The organism is Actinomyces sp. 594 (genome assembly GCF_019325145.1).
Lineage (GTDB): Bacteria > Actinomycetota > Actinomycetes > Actinomycetales > Actinomycetaceae > Actinomyces.
The window spans coordinates 1,227-20,929 of the sequence record NZ_PIZC01000060.1 but is presented as its reverse complement, the minus strand read 5'-3'; the positions used below and the strand labels follow the sequence as shown (position 1 = coordinate 20,929).

At 70.2% G+C, this 19,703-nt stretch carries 18 protein-coding genes; 8 read left to right on the top strand and 10 right to left on the bottom strand.

Annotation, left to right across the window (positions count from 1 at the left end):
* Nucleotides 1-193 precede the first annotated feature (193 nt).
* Together GZ998_RS10920 and GZ998_RS10915 are read right to left on the bottom strand one after the other, a co-directional pair.
* On the bottom strand, nt 194-1,285 hold the full coding sequence (locus tag GZ998_RS10920) for an ABC transporter permease (RefSeq protein ID WP_219109849.1): 1,092 nt from the start codon (nt 1,283-1,285) through the stop codon (nt 194-196).
* Nucleotides 1,282-2,313 (bottom strand): ABC transporter ATP-binding protein, encoded by a 1,032-nt coding sequence (locus tag GZ998_RS10915; RefSeq protein ID WP_219109848.1) that lies wholly within the window; start codon nt 2,311-2,313, stop codon nt 1,282-1,284. The genes GZ998_RS10920 and GZ998_RS10915 overlap by 4 nt, the downstream gene beginning before the upstream one ends.
* On the opposite strand from GZ998_RS10915, the gene GZ998_RS10910 reads away from it, so the two are divergent.
* Nucleotides 2,312-3,043: an ATP/GTP-binding protein gene (locus tag GZ998_RS10910; RefSeq protein ID WP_219109847.1), complete on the top strand. Its 732-nt coding sequence runs from the start codon at nt 2,312-2,314 to the stop codon at nt 3,041-3,043. The two genes, GZ998_RS10915 and GZ998_RS10910, sit on opposite strands and share 2 nt — an antisense overlap.
* Nucleotides 2,967-3,458, top strand: a complete 492-nt coding sequence (locus GZ998_RS10905) for a hypothetical protein (RefSeq protein ID WP_219109846.1) — start codon at nt 2,967-2,969, stop codon at nt 3,456-3,458. The genes GZ998_RS10910 and GZ998_RS10905 overlap by 77 nt, the downstream gene beginning before the upstream one ends.
* Before the next feature lie 289 nt (nt 3,459-3,747).
* On the opposite strand, the gene GZ998_RS10900 is transcribed toward GZ998_RS10905, so the two are convergent.
* Nucleotides 3,748-4,269, bottom strand: coding sequence for a DUF6301 family protein (locus GZ998_RS10900; protein ID WP_162678759.1), 522 nt, complete (start codon nt 4,267-4,269; stop codon nt 3,748-3,750).
* 61 nt (nt 4,270-4,330) lie between these two features.
* Nucleotides 4,331-6,802, bottom strand: a complete 2,472-nt coding sequence (locus tag GZ998_RS10895) for a protease PrsW (protein ID WP_162678760.1) — start codon at nt 6,800-6,802, stop codon at nt 4,331-4,333.
* Between the two features lie 727 nt (nt 6,803-7,529).
* Here GZ998_RS10895 and GZ998_RS10890 point away from each other — a divergent pair.
* Together GZ998_RS10890 and GZ998_RS10885 are read left to right on the top strand one after the other, a co-directional pair.
* Nucleotides 7,530-9,071, top strand: a complete 1,542-nt coding sequence (locus GZ998_RS10890; protein ID WP_219109845.1) for an aspartate kinase — start codon at nt 7,530-7,532, stop codon at nt 9,069-9,071.
* Nucleotides 9,068-10,213, top strand: a complete 1,146-nt coding sequence (locus GZ998_RS10885; RefSeq protein WP_162678762.1) for an aspartate-semialdehyde dehydrogenase — start codon at nt 9,068-9,070, stop codon at nt 10,211-10,213. The genes GZ998_RS10890 and GZ998_RS10885 overlap by 4 nt, the downstream gene beginning before the upstream one ends.
* 43 nt (nt 10,214-10,256) lie before the next feature.
* On the opposite strand, the gene GZ998_RS10880 is transcribed toward GZ998_RS10885, so the two are convergent.
* Together GZ998_RS10880 and GZ998_RS10875 are read right to left on the bottom strand one after the other, a co-directional pair.
* On the bottom strand, nt 10,257-11,603 hold the full coding sequence (locus tag GZ998_RS10880; RefSeq protein WP_162678763.1) for an NtaA/DmoA family FMN-dependent monooxygenase: 1,347 nt from the start codon (nt 11,601-11,603) through the stop codon (nt 10,257-10,259).
* 116 nt (nt 11,604-11,719) lie between these two features.
* On the bottom strand, nt 11,720-12,214 hold the full coding sequence (locus tag GZ998_RS10875; protein WP_219109844.1) for a flavin reductase family protein: 495 nt from the start codon (nt 12,212-12,214) through the stop codon (nt 11,720-11,722).
* A gap of 93 nt (nt 12,215-12,307) precedes the next feature.
* On the opposite strand from GZ998_RS10875, the gene GZ998_RS10870 reads away from it, so the two are divergent.
* On the top strand, nt 12,308-12,970 hold the full coding sequence (locus GZ998_RS10870; RefSeq protein WP_219109843.1) for a TetR/AcrR family transcriptional regulator: 663 nt from the start codon (nt 12,308-12,310) through the stop codon (nt 12,968-12,970).
* 402 nt (nt 12,971-13,372) lie between these two features.
* Here GZ998_RS10870 and GZ998_RS10865 read toward each other — a convergent pair whose 3' ends face one another.
* Nucleotides 13,373-14,092: an N-acetyltransferase gene (locus GZ998_RS10865; protein ID WP_219109842.1), complete on the bottom strand. Its 720-nt coding sequence runs from the start codon at nt 14,090-14,092 to the stop codon at nt 13,373-13,375.
* Between the two features lie 321 nt (nt 14,093-14,413).
* Here GZ998_RS10865 and trxA point away from each other — a divergent pair, with 321 nt between their 5' ends.
* From trxA to GZ998_RS10850, 3 genes are all read left to right on the top strand, one after another.
* Nucleotides 14,414-14,797, top strand: coding sequence for a thioredoxin (gene trxA / locus GZ998_RS10860; protein ID WP_161925127.1), 384 nt, complete (start codon nt 14,414-14,416; stop codon nt 14,795-14,797).
* Between the two features lie 203 nt (nt 14,798-15,000).
* A complete protein-coding gene (locus GZ998_RS10855; RefSeq protein WP_161925126.1) occupies nt 15,001-15,495 on the top strand; it encodes a Dps family protein in 495 nt (164 codons plus the stop codon).
* Nucleotides 15,496-15,573: 78 nt separating this feature from the next.
* On the top strand, nt 15,574-16,455 hold the full coding sequence (locus GZ998_RS10850) for a macro domain-containing protein (RefSeq protein ID WP_219109841.1): 882 nt from the start codon (nt 15,574-15,576) through the stop codon (nt 16,453-16,455).
* A gap of 1 nt (nt 16,456) precedes the next feature.
* Here GZ998_RS10850 and GZ998_RS10845 read toward each other — a convergent pair whose 3' ends face one another.
* The 3 genes from GZ998_RS10845 to hemB all read right to left on the bottom strand — a co-directional run bounded on the left by GZ998_RS10845 (nt 16,457) and on the right by hemB (nt 19,678).
* The gene (locus GZ998_RS10845) at nt 16,457-16,714 is read right to left on the bottom strand and encodes a PspC domain-containing protein (RefSeq protein ID WP_219109840.1); all 258 of its coding nucleotides are present in this window, start codon (nt 16,712-16,714) and stop codon (nt 16,457-16,459) included.
* Nucleotides 16,715-16,883: 169 nt separating this feature from the next.
* A complete protein-coding gene (locus GZ998_RS10840; protein WP_219109839.1) occupies nt 16,884-18,374 on the bottom strand; it encodes a glutamate-1-semialdehyde 2,1-aminomutase in 1,491 nt (496 codons plus the stop codon).
* 209 nt (nt 18,375-18,583) lie between these two features.
* Nucleotides 18,584-19,678: a porphobilinogen synthase gene (gene hemB, locus GZ998_RS10835; RefSeq protein WP_162678769.1), complete on the bottom strand. Its 1,095-nt coding sequence runs from the start codon at nt 19,676-19,678 to the stop codon at nt 18,584-18,586.
* Nucleotides 19,679-19,703: the final 25 nt, after the last annotated feature.

Here is a 19,703-nt window from a genome sequence, read left to right as displayed (position 1 = left end):
CATCGCCGCGCAAAACACGACCTTGGTGACACTGCACGACCTTGGGGTATAAATCACGACCACCCCGGGGTCGTGGAACGTACCCCAAGGTCGTGTTTTGCGGGCGGGGTCGACGCGAGCGGCCGCCCGTGCCCGTGCCACCAGGAGCATGCAGGTGCCGTAAGCGGTGGAGCAGATCGCTCCGCCTGACGGGTCACGCCAGGCGGATGCCGCGGGGGAGCGGCCCCGCCGGGGTGCGCAGCCGCTTGGCTGCGGCCGCGACACCAATGGCGCCCAGTGCCAACAGCAGTAGGGCGCTGGCCGGCCAGAACGGCACGTGGCCCACCGAGTAGTGGTCGCGGAAATAGTCGTAGTTCGAGGCCCCGGCGGTGGAGTCGGTGTCGTCGGCCGGCTCGGCGCAGGGATTGTCGATGACTCGTGAGGGCTGCGGGTCTCGCATCCAGTCCACCTCCTGGCCGAGTCCCTCCAGTATGTTCTCGGAGCTGTACTCACGTGAGGGCTGCTCCAGCGGGGCGCGCGCGGAAACATCCCCCAGGGCCACGAACGGGTTGGGCACGAGCAGCCACCAGACCCACTCGGTGTGGGTGACCGTGTTGTGGTAGGTGTGGGGCTCTGCCTCACACACGAGCTGGTCGTTGGTGGAGGCGTCGTAGTCGATGGAGTACTCGATCATCTCCTGCTGCTGCCGCGCGCCGGAAAGCCCGATGACCATGGTCAGCGGCGTCCCGATCACCAGGGCCGCCACCACCAGGTAGGTCAGCACCGCGGAGGCGGAGGGGCGGGCCGTGGCCGCGGAGAACCCCAGGCCGATCCCGCACACCGAGCCCAGCGTCACCACCAGTAGCAACAGGTGCCCCAGCAGCGCCATCAAGGTCGCCCCACCCATCAGCGTCAGCACCAGTAGGAAGGGCAGTGCTACCGCCAGGAAGGCCATGGCCGCCAACCACGCCGCCAGGAGCTTGCCGACGGCGATCTCCCAGGAACGCAGCGCCGTCGCCTGCAACAGCGCCAGGGTCGCATCGGTGCGGTCCCCGTTGACGGAGGTGGCCGACAGCGTCGGCGCCACGATCAGCCCGATCCCGAGCACGAAGCACAGCACCACGTCATACAGCAGCGGTGCGAACTCCTCGTAATCGGCACCCACGGAGGCGGCCAGCCACAGCATGCCTACGAACAGCACCGTCAGCACCGCCGCCCACACCAGCAGCATCATCGACCAGCGCGTGGCCCGCACCCGTTGCTTCAGCTCCAGCACCGCCACGGTGTGTACTCCCCGCTGACTCATGCGCGCTCCTCCTCCAGTGCGAGATATGCCTGTTCCAGCTCGCCCGCCGCCGGTGCGAAGGACACGACCTCCACGCCGGCCGCGACGGCGTCGCGCAGGAGCCGCGCGGCCGCGACGTCGTCGGGCACCCGCAGCCGCAGCGAGCCGTCGGACTCGGTGCCGGCACCCGGCGGTGCCTGTTCGCGCGCCCACGCCGCGAGCCGGTCGCCGTCCAGCGCCCGCATCCGCCAGGTGGCGCGCAGCGGCGCGGGGCGTACCGGGGTCACCGCGCTGGCGGGCTCTCCGGCGTCGGCCTGCGCGGGTGCCTCCGCCGCGGCCTGCCCCTGCCCGGCCGGTTGAGCGTGGCCGGGCTCTGTATCCGTATCCGTGTTCATCTCGGCGCCCGGCGGCGTGAGCGCCCGCCCGCGGGACATGAACACCACGCCGTCGACCATCTCCTCCAACTCGCCCAGCACGTGGCTGGACACCAGCACCGTCATCCCCTGGCTCGCCAGCTCCCGCAGGATCACGCGCAGGTCCATGCGTGAGCGCGGATCCATGCCGGCGGCGGGCTCGTCGAGCAGCAGCACCTGCGGGGCATGGAGCAGCGAGCGGGCCAACCCCAGGCGCTGCTTCTGCCCGCGCGAGAGCACCCGCGCCGGGGTGCGGGCCATGTCCTCTAGATGCACGAGGGCGAGCATGTCGGCGGCGCGCTCGCCAGCGGTGGCGTCGTCGATTCCCTGGGCGGCGGCGAAGGTCAGCAGGATCTCCGTGCAGGTCAGGGAGTCCCAGGTGCCGAAGGCGTCCGGCATCCAGCCCACGGCCCGATGCACTTCGCGCGGCTGGGCCACCGGGTCGAGTCCGGCCACCCGGATGGTGCCCGCGTCCGGCCGTAGTAGGGCCGCCAGCATGAGCAGCAGCGTGGTCTTGCCCGCCCCGTTGGGGCCGACCAGGCCGGTGACGGCTCCGCCGGGTACGGACAGGCTCAACCGTTGCACGGCGGGCGCCGAGCCGAAGAAACGCGTAACCTCCGTCGCCTCAATACTCATGGGCGCTAATGTAACAATTGAATCGCCGGGCGACCGGGAAAGTTGCGGGCCGGTTCCCGGCGGCGGTCGGCGGATTCGTGCTCAGGCCTTTCCCGTCTTCATTCCCGCACACGAGATCCTCTCGGTCGCCCACGGTCTGCGCTCGCTCTTCGCCACCTACGAGGTCCCCTTCGATGAGACCTGGAACGACCTGGCGACGCTCCTCTACCGCCCCCGGCTCAAGGACCGCTCCGACACGAAGATCGAGGACGTCATCGGCGGCATCGTCGGCGGGCGCTTCGAGGTGAGGGACGAGCGCTTCGTGCTCCGGCCCGACGCCGAGGGTGATTCGGGTGTTCAGCTTGAGGCGCCGCTGGTCTCCGAGGGGCACCGCAAGCTCGGCATGATCCAGGTGCTCCTCGCTAACGGGGTCCTCAAGGATCAGGGGTACCTGTTCTGGGACGAGCCCGAGGCCAACCTCAACCCGGCCTCCATTCGGCTCCTCGCCCCGCTCATCGCCGACCTCGCCCGCCGCGGAGTCCAGGTCTTCCTCGCCACCCACAGTCTCTTCCTCCTGCGCGAACTCCAGATGCTCGATGAGCGGGAGGACGCAGACATCCGCTACTTCGGGCTTGACCGCACCGACGGCGGCCCGGTGTCCGTGGCCCAGGCCGATGACCTTGACGACCTGCCCGTCATTACGGCCCTCGACGCTGAACTCGAGCAGTCCACCCGCTCCCTCTACCGGTGACCAGCTGTGGCTGATTGAGGCGAAGGACTACGCCTACCAGGAGGCGAAAGAGCCCAAGAACCTGGTCGCCGTCGTGGCCGAGAAGGTCACGGATACGCTCGCGGGCATGCACGCCGGGACCCGCGACGGACACACCGATCGGGAGATGCGGCAGATGTGCCGCAAGGCGGTGAGGGCCCGGAAGCTGTATGTAGCGCCACGCATCGACCTGCCCGGCGCGCAGCCACACGCGGGGCGAGGTCGGCAAGCCGCGGCGCAGCAGACGATGGCGAACTATCGGCAGCAGCTAGACAGGTCCCTCCGCCGCGTCGTCAACGGCAAGGTCCATGTCATCACAGGCCGGGAGAACCCACCGACTGTTCCGTGGACCGCTGGATGGAACGAGGCAGGACGTCGGGCTCACCGGCAGATGTAGTAGGGCGCACCTTCGTGCAGTCGGTTCGACGAGGAGAGCTGAGAGCGGGGCGTTCGGTGGCCAGCATTGTCAGAAACGGTGACAAACGCCGGATTCGCTGCCCTGCCTGGTTTTCGCAACCGCATGATTCCAACGTTTCGTGAGTCGTGGGCCAGCGCCTCGGGCTCGTTTGTCACCGTTTGTGACAATGTGGGCTCGATGGAACAGACTGGACGGCTTAGGCGCGAATCCATGGCGCGCTCGACCGGGAGGGCGCGCATGCTGTATGACGCCGGGGGTGGTGCCGGGGTCAGTCGTCGACATAGTCCTCGCCGTACTTCTCAACGTAGTATGAATCCCATTGATCAATCGCGGTGACTTCGGGTGAGTCCAGCATGACGCTCATGGACTTGTCCGAGGCTACTAGGCTTACGGTGACTTGGTTGTTGAGTATCCAGTCGGTTTGAAGAACGTCGCTTCGGTCGCCGGTCTGCTTGCCGGTGCCGTATAGCTGCGTGAGTGCGTTAGCGATGGCATCGTATGCCTGCCACAGGGAAGTCGTCCAAGGAGTGTTCGGCTCGGCTGATAGGTTACGAGAGCAGAGCGGGATCGAGAGGCCGCTGCAAGCGTCGTCTAGTGTGCTGAGGTAACCCCCGTCTTCGTTGACGGTGAGTTCTGTGGTGAACAGTTCGGGGTCTTGTGGGTTGGGTGTCCAGCCGAGTTTGTCGCGGGTGGTGTAGGCGGTTTCCCAGGTGATGGGCCAGTCGAGTTCGGCCCAGGCGCGGATCCATTCGATGGCGCGCTCGACGGGCAGTATTTTCATCTCGGTCATGGCGGTGTCCTTTGTTGGCTGTTTTGGGGGCTTGCTTGTTCGGGGGGCGCTGGCGTTGATTCTATAGTGCGGCCATGGCCTCCTCCATGGCCTGGATGACCTGGGGTGTGAGGGTGAAGTAAGTCTTGGCGCTGGCCTGGGCGTATCCGGGTGCGGGGGTTGAGTACACCTCGATCAGGAGCTTGGTGCGTCCGTCTTTGACGGACTGCCAGACTTGGGGGTTGTCGTGGAAGTACTGGGCCACGCGGGGATCGGTGAGCATGCGGTCACGCACATAGGCCGGCGTGGCCTGGGCGGCGGGACCCTCGAACCGTGTGGGGACCTTGGTGGTGGATACCTTGGCGGTGCCGCCCTTGTACTCGGGGAAGACGATCTCGCTGCCGTCGGGCTTGACTCCCATGCCGTCCAGACGGTAGCTGCCGGGACCGGGCGTGCCGGGCCCGGTGGAGTGGAAGGACTCGGGGATGTCGTACCCGCGGCGCGCAAGTGCCTGCTCCCCGCCCCGCTCGCCGATGTACTCGGCAATACGCTTCTCCACAGACCGCGCTTTTGTGGCCTGTCGCGCGGCGTCACGCAGCTCTTTGACTTGGGCGTCGCTGTAGCCAGCGCCCTCTAGTTTTTTGATGGTTGTCTTGAGGTGTTTGCGGTTGAAGGCTTTGGTGTCGTAGCCGGGCGGCATGGCGTCCCTGAGGCGCTTCTCGGCGGCCTGCCGGGCGGCCTTGGCGGCGTCGCGTTGGGCGAAGAGGTTGTTGACCTCGGTCAGGCCGGCGATCTCCCGGCGCGCGGCGCGCGAGACCGCGACGCTCTCGGCTGCAGTGCGGGCGGCTTTGCGGGTGCCGAGCCCGAGGGCGGAGCCGGGTATGAAGGTCAGGGCGAAGTCGGCGCCGTCCAGTAGGAGCTGCTCCCAGGTGGCGTTGGCTGCGTAGGAGCGGGTGGCGGCGGCGGGGTCTTGGAGGAAGGTGGCGATGCCGCGCCCATGGCTGAGCACCCAGGTGCCCACGCCGACGGCCCCGAGCGCCGCGGCCACGGACAGGCCCGCCCACGCAAGCAGGAGTACTGCGAGGGCGGTGACCAGGATCTGGCCGAGCACGCCCAGGGAGTCCCACCACTGTGCGAGCCCGTCAAGCAGGCCGGCGAAGAAGTAGGGCCAGTCGGGCTGTTGGAGCCAGGAGCCGATGTCCTGGGCGAGGGCGGTGCCGTACCACAGACAGGCCGCCAGCATCACCGCTCCGACCGTGAGTGCGACCAGGCGGAAGGCATTACGAGCGGCCGGCTCGGTGCCGGGGGTGGTCACGGTCATGGCGTCCTGGCGCACCCCGCTCACCTGTACGCCCATGGCCCGGCCCTCGGCCATGCGCGCCCTGCGGCTCAGTGTTCGGTCGCCGTACGCGGCGGCGATGATCGCCAGGTCCGACCAGGTGTAGGCGGCCAGCCACACCACGGCCTGCACCGGTGCCCGCAGGGCTAAAGGGACACCGGTCATGGGCAGGGCGGGCGCCTTGGGGGCCTCGATGGCGACGTCGCCGAACACGCCCGCGCGGTGGCGGCGGAGGGCGTCGACCAGCATGCAGGCGATGAACAGGACCACGGAGACGGCGATCTGGGTGCGTCCCTGCCCGCGCACCTGCCAGGCCAGGCGTATCCAGGTGGGGATGGCGGTGTCCTGGTCGGCCCAGCCGGTCCAGCCGACGGTGGCGTTGTAACAGGCATGATCCACGATCGCCATCGTGAGCATCACCACCGGCGGCAGCCACGCGACGGCGCGCCACCAGGGTTTCGCGGTGCGCCACAGGGCCAGGCCCAGGGCGATACCCATGGCAACCCCCATGGTGGGGACCTGATGCCCTGTGGCTACTACCTCCACCGGAGTGTCCAGCTCCAGCAGGTTCTCGGCCCAACTGCCCCCATGTATCAGGAACCGGCCCGCCGTCCACGGGTTCAGCGAGTACTGGAGCCGGTCCTCTCCCAGCAGCTCGGCGATCAGGCCCGGGGGCATCAGGCGGCGGGCACCGTCCTCGGCGATGGTGAATCCCGCCCCGGTAGCGAAGCCCAGCAGCGCCCAGTCCACCGCCGCCAGACGCCTGACCCGGCCCGGCGCCAATAGCGCCAGGGCGAGCAGCGGCAGCAGCTTGCCTGGCTCCTCAACGAAAGCGGCCAGCGCGATGCGGGCGCCGTCATCGGCCGTGGAGAGCCCAATCGCCTCACCAATCACTAGGGTGGCGTGGGCGATCAGTAGTGACCAGGGCGCGCTGATGCCCATCAGCAGCAGCAGCGGGCGCAGCCCCAGGGTGCGGGTGCGCGCCAGCAGTCCCACCACCAGCAGGCAGCCGGTCATGAACAGCGCGGGCACCAGCCCGATCGCCAGGCGCGGCACCACCACTAGCGCCACCACACCCAGCACCAGCGCCACGGTGGAGACCACCTGCTGCACGCGCACCAACCCGCGCGCGAAACCCGCATGACGCGCCCACCAGCCCCGCCAGCCAGCCAGCGCCCGCTCCCACCACTCCGCCGGCACATCCAAAACCGACAAGACATGATCTGTACCCGCCGCAGCATGCGCCCCGGGACCGGGCGCGCTCACACTCCCAAGCGAGGGCGCTGCTAACGCAGACACGGGCGCGGGCGCGGATGCAGGTGCTGGCGCAGGCGCCACAAGCCCATACCCCGATCCATAAGCACCAGGTGTGCCAGTATCGGCCGCCGACGGCGCCATCCCATACTCCGACACCCGGTCGGGTGCAGGCGCAGCCGCCGATGCCGACTGGCTCGAGTCGTCGTCCCCAGCAGGCATCACCCCGTACGCACTCGGCGGCACAGCAGCATGCCGTCCCCGCACCGGCCCCGGCGAAGAACCCGGCGGTGGCGGAGGCGCCGGGGCGTCCCCGCCCGCTGCGGATGCGGAGCGAACCCGCCGGACGTCCTCGTTATCGCCCGCGGCCTCACGCCGAGCGCCGTCGTCAACCATGAGACAGGCCTTTCAGGAACCAACAGGAAATGACGAAACTATAACGCTCGCCATGTGGTGACCTTAGCCATGTCCTACCCCGTGAGGCAACCCCGGTCAGGGTCGATGCGCCACCTCTTCAGGGCCGCACTCCTGCCCCTCCACCCTGCGATCCCCGTCGAGCCGTCGTAACCTGCGGGCCGTATGCTTGGCTCGACGCCACGCCGAGGACGCCGGGACGCCCCGCGCGGGCGCGCCCGACGAGTCGGCACCGGCAACGACCAACCGGCAGCACAACGGCAGGAACCCCCACATGGCACTGGTAGTGCAGAAATACGGAGGCTCATCCGTCAGCGACGTTGAGGCGATCCGCCGCGTCGCCAGGCGCGTCGTCGCCACGCGCAAGGCGGGCAACACCGTGGTGGTGGTCGTCTCCGCCATGGGCGACACCACCGACGACCTGCTGGACATGGCCGGCGCCATCTCCGCCAAGCCCCCCGCGCGCGAGATGGACATCCTCCTGTCCGCCGGCGAGCGGATCTCCATGGCACTGCTGGCCATGGCCATCGGCGAACTGGGCGTGCCCGCCCGCGCCTACACCGGCGCCCAGGCCGGCGTGCTCACCGACTCCAAGTACGGGCGCGCCAGCATCGTCGGCGTCCTGCCCGAGCGCATCGCCCGCGCCATCCAGATGGGGGCCGTCGCCGTCGTCGCCGGCTTCCAGGGCATCAACGAGGTGGAGGACGTCACCACCCTGGGGCGCGGCGGCTCCGACACCACCGCCGTCGCCCTCGCCGCCGCCCTGAACGCGGACGTCTGCGAGATCTACACCGACGTCGACGGCCTGTTCACCGCCGACCCGCGCATCGTCCCCACGGCCCGCCGCATCGAGGCCCTCTCCAGCGAGGAGACCCTGGAGATGGCCGCCAACGGCGCCAAGATCCTGCACCTGCGCGCGGTGGAGTACGCCCGCCGCTTCGGCGTGCCCCTGCACGTGCGCTCCTCCTTCTCCGACAAGACCGGCACCTGGATCTACGACGGCCGCCGCGAGGGCGCCTTCATCCCGCCCCTAGTCCCCGGGGCCGACGACGACGCCCCCTCCGCCCCCACACCCGCGCCCGCCTCCGGTGCCCCTGCCGATGCCTCGGTACCGCCCGCGCCCGCCCTGCGGGCTCAGCCCACTCCAGCACCCGCCATGGATGCCGTCACCGGCCGCGTCGTCGCCCCCGCCGGCGCCCTGCCACCCGATGGCGCCTCCGTGGGTGCCGCCCACACCCGCGCCGTCACCGCCCGCGCCCAGGCCCGCCCGCACCCATCCGCTCAGGAGGATCACGTGGAAGCCCCCGTCATTTCCGGCATCGCCCACGACCGCAGCCAGGACAAGATCACCCTGGTCGGCGTGCCCGATGTGCCCGGCGCCGCCGCCCGCATCTTCGAGATCGTGGCCCGCGCCGACACCAACATCGACATGATCGTGCAGGACGTCTCCGCAGAGGGCACCGGCCTGACCAACATCTCCTTCACCTGCCCCGACGGCGATTCTGCGGCAGCCCGCGCCGCCCTCGAGGCCGCGCAGGACGAGCTCGGCTTCAAGACCCTGCACTTCAACCCCAACATCGGCAAGCTCTCCCTGGTCGGCGCCGGCATGCGCTCCCACCCGGGCGTGTCCGCCAAGCTCTTCGGGGCACTGAGCGAGGCCGGCATCAACATTGACATGATTTCCACCTCCGAGATCCGCATCTCGGTGGTGGTGGACGACGCCGTGCTAGACGAGGCCGTGCGCGCCGTCCACTCTGCCTTCGGCCTCAATGCCGAGGCCGCCGAGGCGGTCGTCTACGGAGGTACCGGAAGATGAGCAACCCCAGCAACCAGGACAGCCAGGCCCCGCAGGAGGACGCGGGGAAGTACGTGGGTCCCGCGGGCGGGTACGTGGGCCCGGCCGACGGCGTGAGCGTCGCCGTCGTCGGCGCCACCGGGCAGGTAGGCCGCGTCATGCTGGGCATGCTCGCCCAGCGTGATTTCCCCGCCCGCAGCCTGCGCCTGTTCTCATCGGCGCGTTCCGCCGGGAGCGTCGTGGAGTTCCGCGGCGCCCGCATCGAGGTGGAGGACGTGGCTACCGCGGACCTGGCCGGCATCGACGTGGCCATCTTCTCCGCCGGCGCTACCGCCTCGCGTGAGTACGCGCCCCGGTTTGTCGCGGCCGGCGCCGTCGTGGTGGACAACTCCTCCGCATGGCGCCGCGATCCCGACGTGCCTTTGGTGGTTGCCGAGGTCAATCCCGAGGCGCTGGACGACCGCCCCAAGGGCATCATCGCCAACCCCAACTGCACCACCATGGCGATCATGCCGGCCCTGAAGGTACTGCACGAGGAGGCCGGGCTCAGGCGCCTGGTCGCCTCCACCTACCAGGCGGTCTCCGGCTCCGGGCGCGCCGGGGTGGCCGAGCTGGCCGGGCAGGTGCGCGCCGTCGTCGAGCAGGGGCAGGACATCGAGGGCCTCGCCCTGGACGGGCGGGCCGTCAGCTTCTCCGAGCCGAAGGTGTACGTGGACACCATCGCCTTCAACGCCGTCGCCTGGGCCGGCAGCGACGCCGGCGACGGCTCCGGGGAGACCGACGAGGAGCAGAAGCTGCGCAACGAGTCCCGCAAGATCCTGGGGATCCCGGACCTGCGCGTGTCTGGCACCTGCGTGCGCATCCCCGTGTTCTCCGGCCACGGGGTGAGCGTGAGCGCCGAGTTCGAGCGTCCCCTCAGCCCCGAGCGGGCCATCGAGCTGCTGCGCGCCGCCCCCGGCGTCACCTACGACGACGTGCCCAGCCCGCTGAAGTCCGCCGGCCGCGACGGCACCTTCGTGGGTCGGGTGCGTGCCGACCAGGCCTGGGACGACGGCCACGGCATCGCCCTGTTCGCGGTGGGCGACAACCTGCGCAAGGGCGCCGCCCTCAACGCCGTCCAACTGGCCGAGCTGGTCGCCGCCAACCTACACCGAGGTCGGTAGAAGTTACGCGCCGAGGTCGGTCGAAGCGGCGTCGTCGGGCGTGCTACTGCGCGTCCCGCATGACCCGCGGATCCAGACCGTACTGCGGCGGCACTCCGAGGTGCTCGCGCAGGGTGGTGCCCCGGTAGCCGTCGTGGAACAGCCCGCGTTCGCGCAGGATCGGAACCACCTCGTCAACAAAGGTGTCGATCCCGTCCTGGTTTACGTCGGGAGAGATCCAGAAGCCGTCGCATGCGCCGGCCTCGAACCACTCTTGCATGTGGTCGGCCACGACGGAGGGCGGGCCCACGGGAGTGGGGTGGTAGTCGATGATGCCGTGTGCCAGGATGTCCCGAATCGTCCAGCCCTCCCGGGCGACGCTCAGCGCGTGCTGGGAGCGGGGATCGAAACCGCTGGGTCGGGCGTCGGCCAGCTCTCCGGCCGTCAAGGGCCGGTCGATCTGCTCGGGCTCCAGGGCCAGTCCCAGCATGGCTCCCAGATAGGGGACCCGCTGGGGGGCGCTGACCTCATCCAGCTGGCGTCTGCGGGCCAGAGCATCCTCGACCGTGGCGCCAATGAGGGGCATGAGCCCGGCGAAGAACTTGACCTCCTCCGGGTTGCGGCCGTACTGGCGGGCGGCCCGGCGTACGGCGTCGCGCTGGGTGCGGGCGTCCTCAATGGTGAAGGCCGCACCGATGACGCCGCTGGCGTAGCGTCCGGCAATGGTCAGGCCGTACTCCCCGCCCCCGGCGGAGAAGATGACCGGCTGCCCCTGCTCGGACGGCGGGATCGGCAGGGGCCCCTGGGAGGCGACGTGTTCCCCGCGCAGGTTCACCGGGCGTACCCGGTCCATGTCAACGAAGCGGCCGGTGGCCTTGTCCCGGGTCCAGGCGTCCTCGCCCCAGCTGCCCCACAGGGCCTGCACGGTCTGGATCACCTCGTGCGCGCGGCCATAGCGGACCGGGCGCTCGGCGATGGTCTGGCCGAAGTTCGCGGCGGCAGCCGGGTCCGCAGTAGTAACCGCGTTCCAGCCGAAGCGGCCGTGAGTGATCACGTCTAGGGCCTTGTACTGGCGGGCGATGTTGTAGGGCTCGTTAAAGGTCGTGGTGCCGGTGGCCACGAATCCGATCCGGGAGGTCGCGCGGGCCAGGGCGGCGATAGTAACTACCGGGTCCATGGTGGCCTGCGGGATCCCACCCCCCATGGAGGGAGTGATCGCGAGGTTGTCAGGCAGGAAGAGGAAGTCGAGGGTGCCGCGCTCCGCAGCGCGGGCGTAGCGGACCTGGGCCTCAATGTCGGCATAGGCGGAGGGGTTCACGCCGGGGGCGCGCCAGGCGTTGGCCTGCGAGCCGTAGCCGGTCCCCAGATGCATGCCCAGGATCATCTGTCGTTTGGCGGGATTGGTGGTCATGGTGTTCCTCCGAGGTTGGTGGCGGGCGGTGTGTCTTGCGCACTCGGCGCAGTGCTCATCTCTGCAGTGGGGTGGTGCTGGGTGGCGCAGGCCGATCTCCGGTGCCGGAGGCGGGGTCAGGTGGTGAGGCGATGCAGTCGGCGCGCGTAGAAGACCAGGGGGTCGATCTCCCTGTCCTGCTCGACTTCGAGTACCCGAAGAAGGGCAAGATCGTGATCGCCCGCCTCGATGATCCTCTCGGGTGCCGCGCTCAGGGTGGCGGGGGATCCCAGGAGAGCGGCGTCTTCGCTGCGCAGGGCGCACTCCAGGCCGACGAAGCGCTGGGCGGTGGGGCCGGCGAGCTGGGAGACCAGGGCGTGGTGCTCGGTGCCCAGGACGCTGATCCGCAGGAGCGATGCGTCGCGCAGCCGCGGCCAGGTGGACGAGCTGCGGGCGAAGGCCAGAGACACCAGCGGCGGATCCAGTGACACGGAGGTGAAGGAGTTGGCCAGCATTCCTACAGGGGCGCCGTCGTAGTCCTGGGCGGTCACCAGCACAATGCCGGTGGGGAAGCTGGCCAGGGTCCGCCGCAGGGCCTCGGGGTCGACGGGGCTGGCTGGCTGTGGTGGCAACACGCATCTCCGTTCGCCTAAGATCGCTTGAAGTAGATAACCCGGACGATACGGAGAGACTCTCCACTTATCAATGGCGCAGGAGTGTGATCCATGTCTGACCCGGCGGCCCGGGACGACGCGCCTCGGACGAGGAACAGGCGCCGAGTGGTGCGTGCCGACGCGCGGCGCAACCGCGACAAGATCGTTGAGATAGCCGCGCAGATCTTCGCCCGGGAGGGGCTGGACGTCCCTATGGACGCCATCGCCAGGCGTGCCGGAGTGGGGGCGGGGACCCTCTACCGTCACTTCCCCACCAGGCAGGACCTACTCGGCCAGGTGTTGGCGCAGCGCACCACCGATCTGACGCGCAGGTGCCGGGAGATTGAGGGAGCTGCCCTGGAGCCCGGCGAGGCGCTCGAGCGGTGGCTGGACGCGCTAGGGGAGTGGATGCGGTCCTATGACGGACTCCCCGGGCCGTTGCGGGAGGCCTACACCAGCTCCTCCTCGCCGCTGGCTCCAACCTGTGAGGAGGTCATTGAGATGACGCGGGGCTTCCTGGAGCCCGCGCAGCGCGCGGGTGTGGCCCGCGCCGAGGTCGACGCCGACACCCTGTACCAGGCCGTGCTGGCCATGGCCTGGGTCGCATCCGCCGTCGAAGGCGCAGGCGACGGCGCCGACGACGTTGTCGCCAACAGGCCTGCCGAGGGCGACAGTGGCGAGGAGTCGCGCAGCGGGCTCGTCGCCTTGGTGCGTCGGGGGTGGCGGCGCTCCTGAACCCCGGGGCACCTTCATGCGGCTGGGAGCAGCTGGCAGAGCTCAGCCGGTCTCGGTGTGTCGTTAGTGGCTCTTCCGGTTCGAGGGTGTGACGGTTCATGCGTTGTGGTTGACGATTCGTCACTTGTTGCGACCGGTTCGGCACCTAGAGGCGCGAACCCTCGTGGGAAGTGCCGAAGCACGGGGGTGCGGCGTCAGAGCTCTGGATTCACTGGAAGTACTCAGCGGTGCCGTCGACGCTCACCTCCCCGGTCAGGCCTTCGGATGGTCCCAATGGATCCAACGAATCGTTCCCGCAAGCCCGGCACCGCCCGCCCGACGACGTCCCTGCCCGACAACGACCACCACTTCCGCGCGTAACATGTTCCGGTCTCGATGCGTCACATGTGCCGGTTTCGGTGGTCAGTGGGCTGCAGCGCTTGTGGTTGTGGTAGTCGGGACCTCGCCGGTGTACAGGTACACCTCCACCTTCTCCGGCAGATCGGGCACGTCCAGCCGCAGCTCCCGGGTGGCGGCACGCGAGAGGCCTTGCTGCTCGCAGAACTCATAGCTGCACAGCGAGTCCGCGTACAGGAAGAAGTCCTTGCGGCCGTGGGCGTGCAGGTGCTCCATGAAGTCGTCGTACAGGCGGGTGCCCACCCCGCGGCCCCGCCATGCGGGATGCACCGCGAGCAGGGTGATCTCATCGGTGACGGCGACGCCTCCGCCCAGCAGCACGTCCTGTCTCAGCTCGGCACGCCGGTAGTCGAAGCCCAATGCCTGCGTGAGCGTGTCCCACTGCGGCATTCCCGCCGTCGCCAGCCAGGCCATGGCGGCGAGCTTATGCGCATGAGCGAGCGGCCGGGCCGGAAGCGGTGGCTCGTCCTCTACCCGGCCCATGAGGACGCCCACGACCCGCTCGGCGGCGGGTTCCTCGTCGTCGTCCTCGCTGCGGTCATCGGTGACGACGGCGACCTGCGCGTAGGTGGAGGTGAGCAGGCGCTCGGACAGGAACAGCTCTGCGGCGGAGCGCTCCAAGTAGGGGCGCGGTGCGTAGCTGCGGATGTGGAAGGCGTCAAGGACGATCGCCATGACCCCCTCGGCATCCCGGGGCTCATAGGGGCGGTAGGTGATGGTGAACATAGTGCCTCCTGGCATCGTCGGAACTGGCGTTCGCCATCCCGACGTTAGGCAGGTGGTCTGGACGGAGCCGGGGAGTCGCCTTCGTGTTTCTGGCGTCGTCGGCGAGTAGAGCAGTGGGCCGACCTCGGTGCGCAACGTCTACCGACCTAGGCACGTGACTTCTACCGACCTCGGCGTGGGTGGGGTGCACCTGGGAAGGGGGCCGAAGATGACCATGCCCACGGAATACCTCGTCGGGTAGGACGGTTGTCCCAGGCGTCGGCAGCGCTGGACGCGTGCCCGGCACACAACATCCAATCCCTCCGACTGGAAGGAACACCCGTGGCCACCAAGAACATCACCGGCGCAGACTTCAACCAGACCGTCCGCGGGGACGGCATCACCCTTGTTGACTTCTGGGCTTCATGGTGCGGTCCGTGCCGTCGCTTCGCGCCGGTGTTCGAGAAGGCTGCCGAGAACAACCCCGACATCACCTTCGCCAAGGTTGACACCGAGGCCGAGCAGGAGCTCGCCGGCGCCCTGGGCATCTCCTCGATCCCCACGCTGATGGTCTTCCGCGACGACGTCCTGGTCTACCGCGAGGCCGGCGCCCTGCCCGGGCCCGCCCTGGACTCCCTGATCACCCAGGTGCGCGAGCTCGACATGGATGAGATCAAGCGCAAGATCGCCGAGGAGGAGGCCGCCGGCGCCGCCGCGCAGGCCTGACCCGGTACCTACTACCTACCGGGGCCGTGCCCCAGTCGGCTGAAAGCTGCCTGGGGCCGGCCTGTCCAGGTGCCCGGCGCCCCACCCATATGGTGCGGCGCCGGGCATCTTGCTGCGGCTTGCGCCGTCCGGACTGTTTCCAGGTTCCCTCATGAGCGATAAGCCCTACCCATCTAAGCTTCGGTGATTGTAAAGTTGGTCCCATGAGCAAGCACCAAGTTAAGAACCCAGCCGTCATCCCCACCTTCACCGCCTCCGAGACCCTCGCCGCCGACCTGCAGCGCGCCCTGGTGGATATCACCGCCCTCAGCCTCGTCGGCAAGCAGGTCCACTGGAACCTGGTCGGCCCGAACTTCCGCGACCTCCACCTCAACCTGGACGAGGTCGTCGACATCGCCCGCGAGGGCTCCGACGAGCTCGCCGAGCGCATGCGCGCCATCAACGCATTCCCCGACGGCCGCCCCGGCACCATCGCCTCCCAGACCACCGTCCCGGAGGCACCCGAGGGGGCCGTCATCACCGCTGACGCGGTCGACTACATCGTCTCGGCCATCAACGCCGTGGTCACCACCCTGCGTGACATCCACGACGCCGTCGACGAGGCCGACCCCTCCTCCTCCGGCATCCTGGAGGACTACACCCAGCGCCTGGAGCAGCAGAGCTGGTTCCTCTCCGCGCAGAACTACTCCGTGAACTGAGACCGCCGACCGCGTCCTGCGCGCCCACGCGCCCGGGAGCCGCTGCCGCCGACGCGGCGGCGCGCCTAACCTGGGCGCATGCCGCACGCGCCTACCGCCGACGTCGCCCGCCTGCACCGCCTCACCCGGCACTTCGCCACCGAGGCCGTCCAGGCCGGCGACGTCGCCGCATTCCCACCGCCCGCCGCCCTCGCCGAGCTCCCCCCGGTGGAGCTGCGGCGGCTGCTGGACGGGCTGCTGACCATCCGTCCGCCCCGCGAGATCCCCGACGACGACGTCCGGGAGGACCTGGACGAGATGCTCGCCGCCGAGGCCGCCCAGCGCGTGCACGACGCCGGCGCCCCCGACGCCCTGACACTGCCCACCCTGGCCGCCACCCACGGGGTGGCCGGCCCGCTCGGCGAGCACGTCGCCCTGTGGCGCGGGGACCTGACCACCCTGCGCGCCGGAGCGATCGTCAACGCCGCCAACGCCCAGATGCTGGGCTGCTTCGTCCCCGGGCACACCTGCATCGACAACGTCATCCACGCCGTCGCCGGGCCCGGCCTGCGTGCCGAATGCGCCGCCCACATGGACGCCCGCGACGGCCGCCCGGAGGAGACCGGCCGAGCCCTGCTCACCTCCGGCTACCACCTGCCCGCCGCGCACGTGGTCCACACCGTCGGCCCGATCATCGAGGGCGGCCGCCCCACCGACGCCGACCGCGCCCTACTGGCCTCCAGCTACCGCAGCGTCCTGGACACCGTCGCCGCCGCCGGTCTGGATTCTGTGGGCCTGTGCTCGGTGTCCACCGGGGAGTACGGCTACCCCAAGGAAGAGGCGGCGCCGCTTGTACTGGACACCCTTGTGGACTGGCTGCGCACGCACCCCGAATCCGAGCTGCGGATCGTCATCTGCGTCTTCGCCGAGCCCGACCTCGCCGCCTACGAGGCCGCGCTCGCGTCCCGGCCGGGAGCGTAACTCAGCGCTCGTAGGGGCCGGGCATGAGCACCCATGCGGCGACGTAGACCACCCACATCGGGCCCGGCAGTACCGCCAGGGCGAGCGTCGCCAGCCGCACCAGCGTCGGGCTCACGCCCCAGTGCTCGGCCAGGCCGCCGCATACGCCCGCCAGCAGGCGGCGGTAGGACCGCCGCGGCAGCCGCGAGCGCCACGACTTGGTGCGCCGGGAGAAAGACGGTTTGCGGCCGTAGGGGTTGGTGGGACGCTGCTGTGTCATGGTGTCAGCCTGCCGAGTGCCGTCGCACGACGGTATCCGGGATGCCCCTGGTGCTGCCCTGGCTAGGGCCGTCGCCGAGTCGACGCGACCGGCCGGGCACAGGTGCGGGGTCTGTTCCGCGGGCGGGCGCGTGTGGCGCCTACCTGCGGCCAGGAGGCATGCCGCAGGGTTACGCCTCGGGACGCGCAGCGGCCGCGGCCCGGGCCGCCGCCGGCGCGGCCCCAGCGATGCGCTCGACCTCGGCGTCGCCGTGCGCGGCCGAGACGAACCAGGCCTCGAACACGCTCGGCGGCAGCGCCACCCCGGCATCGAGGAAGGCGTGGAAGAACGGGGCGAAGCGCCACGTCTCCTGGGCGCGGGCGGCGTCATAGTCCCGCACGCCCGCCGCGGCGGCCGCGGGGCCGAACATGACCGAGAACAGTGAGCCGGAGTGCTGCACCCGGTGCGGCACCCCCTGCTCGGTCAGCGCCGCTGCGATCACCTGCCCGATTTCGGCGGCGCGGCGGGAGACCGTGGTGTACACGGCATCGTCTGCCAGGGCGAGTGTGGCCAGGCCGGCGGCGGTCGCCAGCGGGTTCCCGGACAGGGTGCCCGCCTGGTAGACGGGGCCGAGCGGTGCTAGCAGCTCCATCACCTCGGCGCGGCCACCCACGGCCGCCAGTGGCATGCCCCCGCCGATTACCTTGCCGAAGGTGAACAGGTCCGGCACCCAGGCCGCCCGCTCGCGCCAGTCGGCTTCGCCCCCGTCCGGGCCGCCGGGCCAGGACGGGGTGGAAAGCGCCAGGGTGGTCGCTGCGGCGGCCTCGTCAGCCTGGGCCGAGGCAGGCCGGCCCGTCGCATGCCTGAAGCGGTTCCCAGATTCGGCTGCCTCCGCCGTCCAGCCGTCGACTGCCTCCAGGCCCCAGAACCCTGCCGGGCCCACGCGGAAACCGGAGAGCACCTCGTCGGCGATCATCAGCGCGCCGTGCGCGGCGGTGATCCTGCGGATGGCTGAGTTGAAACCGGGCGCGGGTGGGACCACACCCATATTCGCCGGCGCCGGCTCGGTGATGACCGCGGCGATCTCCTGGCCGCGGGCGGCGAAGCACGCCTCCAGCGCGTCCACATCGTTGTAGGGCAGCACAATGGTCTGCGCGGCCACCGCCTCCGGCACGCCTGCGGAGCCCGGCAGTCCACCCGTGGCCACGCCTGAGCCGGCCGCAGACAGCAGGCCGTCGCTGTGGCCGTGGTAGCAGCCGGCGAACTTCACCACCAGGTCGCGGCCGGTGGCGCCACGTGCCAGCCGTACCGCCGTCATGGTGGCCTCGGTGCCGGTGGACACCAGGCGCAGCCGCTCCACCGGCGGCACGCGGCGCCGCACCGCCTCGGCCAGCTCGGTCTCCGCAGCGGTGGGCGCCCCGAATGACAGTCCCCGGCCGGCGGCTGCCTGCACCGCCTCGACCACCGCCGGGTGGGCGTGCCCGAGCAGGGCAGGCCCCCAGGAGCCGACCAGGTCCACGAAGTCACGTCCCCCGGCGTCCTCTACGTGGGCGCCGTGGGCACGCGCGATGAAGGCGGGCGCCCCGCCCACGGCGCCGAAGGCGCGCACCGGGGAGTCCACGCCGCCCGGGATCACAGCGCGGGCGGCGGCGAACAGGTCGGCATTGGTGGTTGACGGCATGGGGGCTCCTGAAGCGATTGCGGCGGTCCGACGGCAGCCTACGACCCCGCGCAGCGGGACCGGCTCAGAAAAAGTGTCCAACTCTCGCCAGTTTCAGCATGGCGCCGGTCTGGGCGCGTTGAGCAAATAGGTGCTGACCTGGGCATATGCGGACGAGCGGTTGGGCGTTGCGAACGGCCGGCACGCAAAGTGGCGAGAGATGGACACTTTTACCGCTGCGCACGCAGCAACTCGGCCACCTCGCGTGCCCAGTAGGTCAGCACGCAGTCGGCGCCGGCGCGCACGATCCCCAGCAGCGACTCCATGATCACGCGCTCGCGGTCGATCCAGCCGTTGGCCGCGGCCGCCTCCACCATCGCGTACTCGCCGCTGACCTGGTAGGCGGCCACCGGCACCGGGCTGGCGGCGGCTACATCGGCCAGTACGTCCAGGTAGGGCCCGGCCGGCTTGACCATCACCAGATCCGCGCCCTGCTCCACGTCCAGCAGCACCTCCCGCAGTCCCTCGCGGCGGTTGGCGGGATCCTGCTGGTAGGTGCGGCGGTCGCCCTTGAGAGCGGATCCGACTGCCTCCCGGAACGGCCCGAAGTAGGCGGAGGCGTACTTGGCGGAGTAGGCCAGGATGGTGACGTCGTCATGGCCGGTGGCGTCCAGGGCGGCGCGGATCGCCGCCACCTGCCCGTCCATCATGCCGGAGGGGGAGACCATGTGCGCCCCCGCCTCTGCCTGGGAGACGGCCATCGCCTGGTAGAGGGCGAGGGTGGAGTCGTTGTCGATCTCGCCGGCGCGGCGGTCCCCCTCCGGGCGCACCAGGCCGCAGTGGCCGTGTGAGGTGAACTCGTCCAGGCAGGTGTCGGCGCACACCACCAGCGCGTCCCCGACCTCCGCGCGCACCGCGGCGACCGCCCGGTTGAGGATGCCGTCCTCGGCCCACGCCTGCGAGCCGGTCTCATCGCGCGTGGCCGGCACGCCGAACAGGTCGATGCCGCCCACGCCCGCCTCGGCGCAGGCGGCGGCCTCGCGCCGGATCGAGTCCAGGGTGTGCTGCACGACGCCCGGCATGGCGCCGATCGGGTTCGGCGCGCTGATGTCCTCGCGTACGAAGGCCGGCAGGATCAGCTGTGCCGGGCTGATACGGGTCTCGGCGACCAGCCCGCGCAGGGCGGGCGTGCGCCGCAGGCGCCGAGGGCGGACAGTCGGCGCCGCGGGTGCGGGCACGCCCCGCGAGGTGAGCAGTTCAGCGGCCGGTGAGGTGGCGGGGTCTCGCGGGTCGGGCAGGGGGAAGGTGGTGGTTGTCTGTGTCATTGCGGCGGTCTCCTCGGGCATGCGG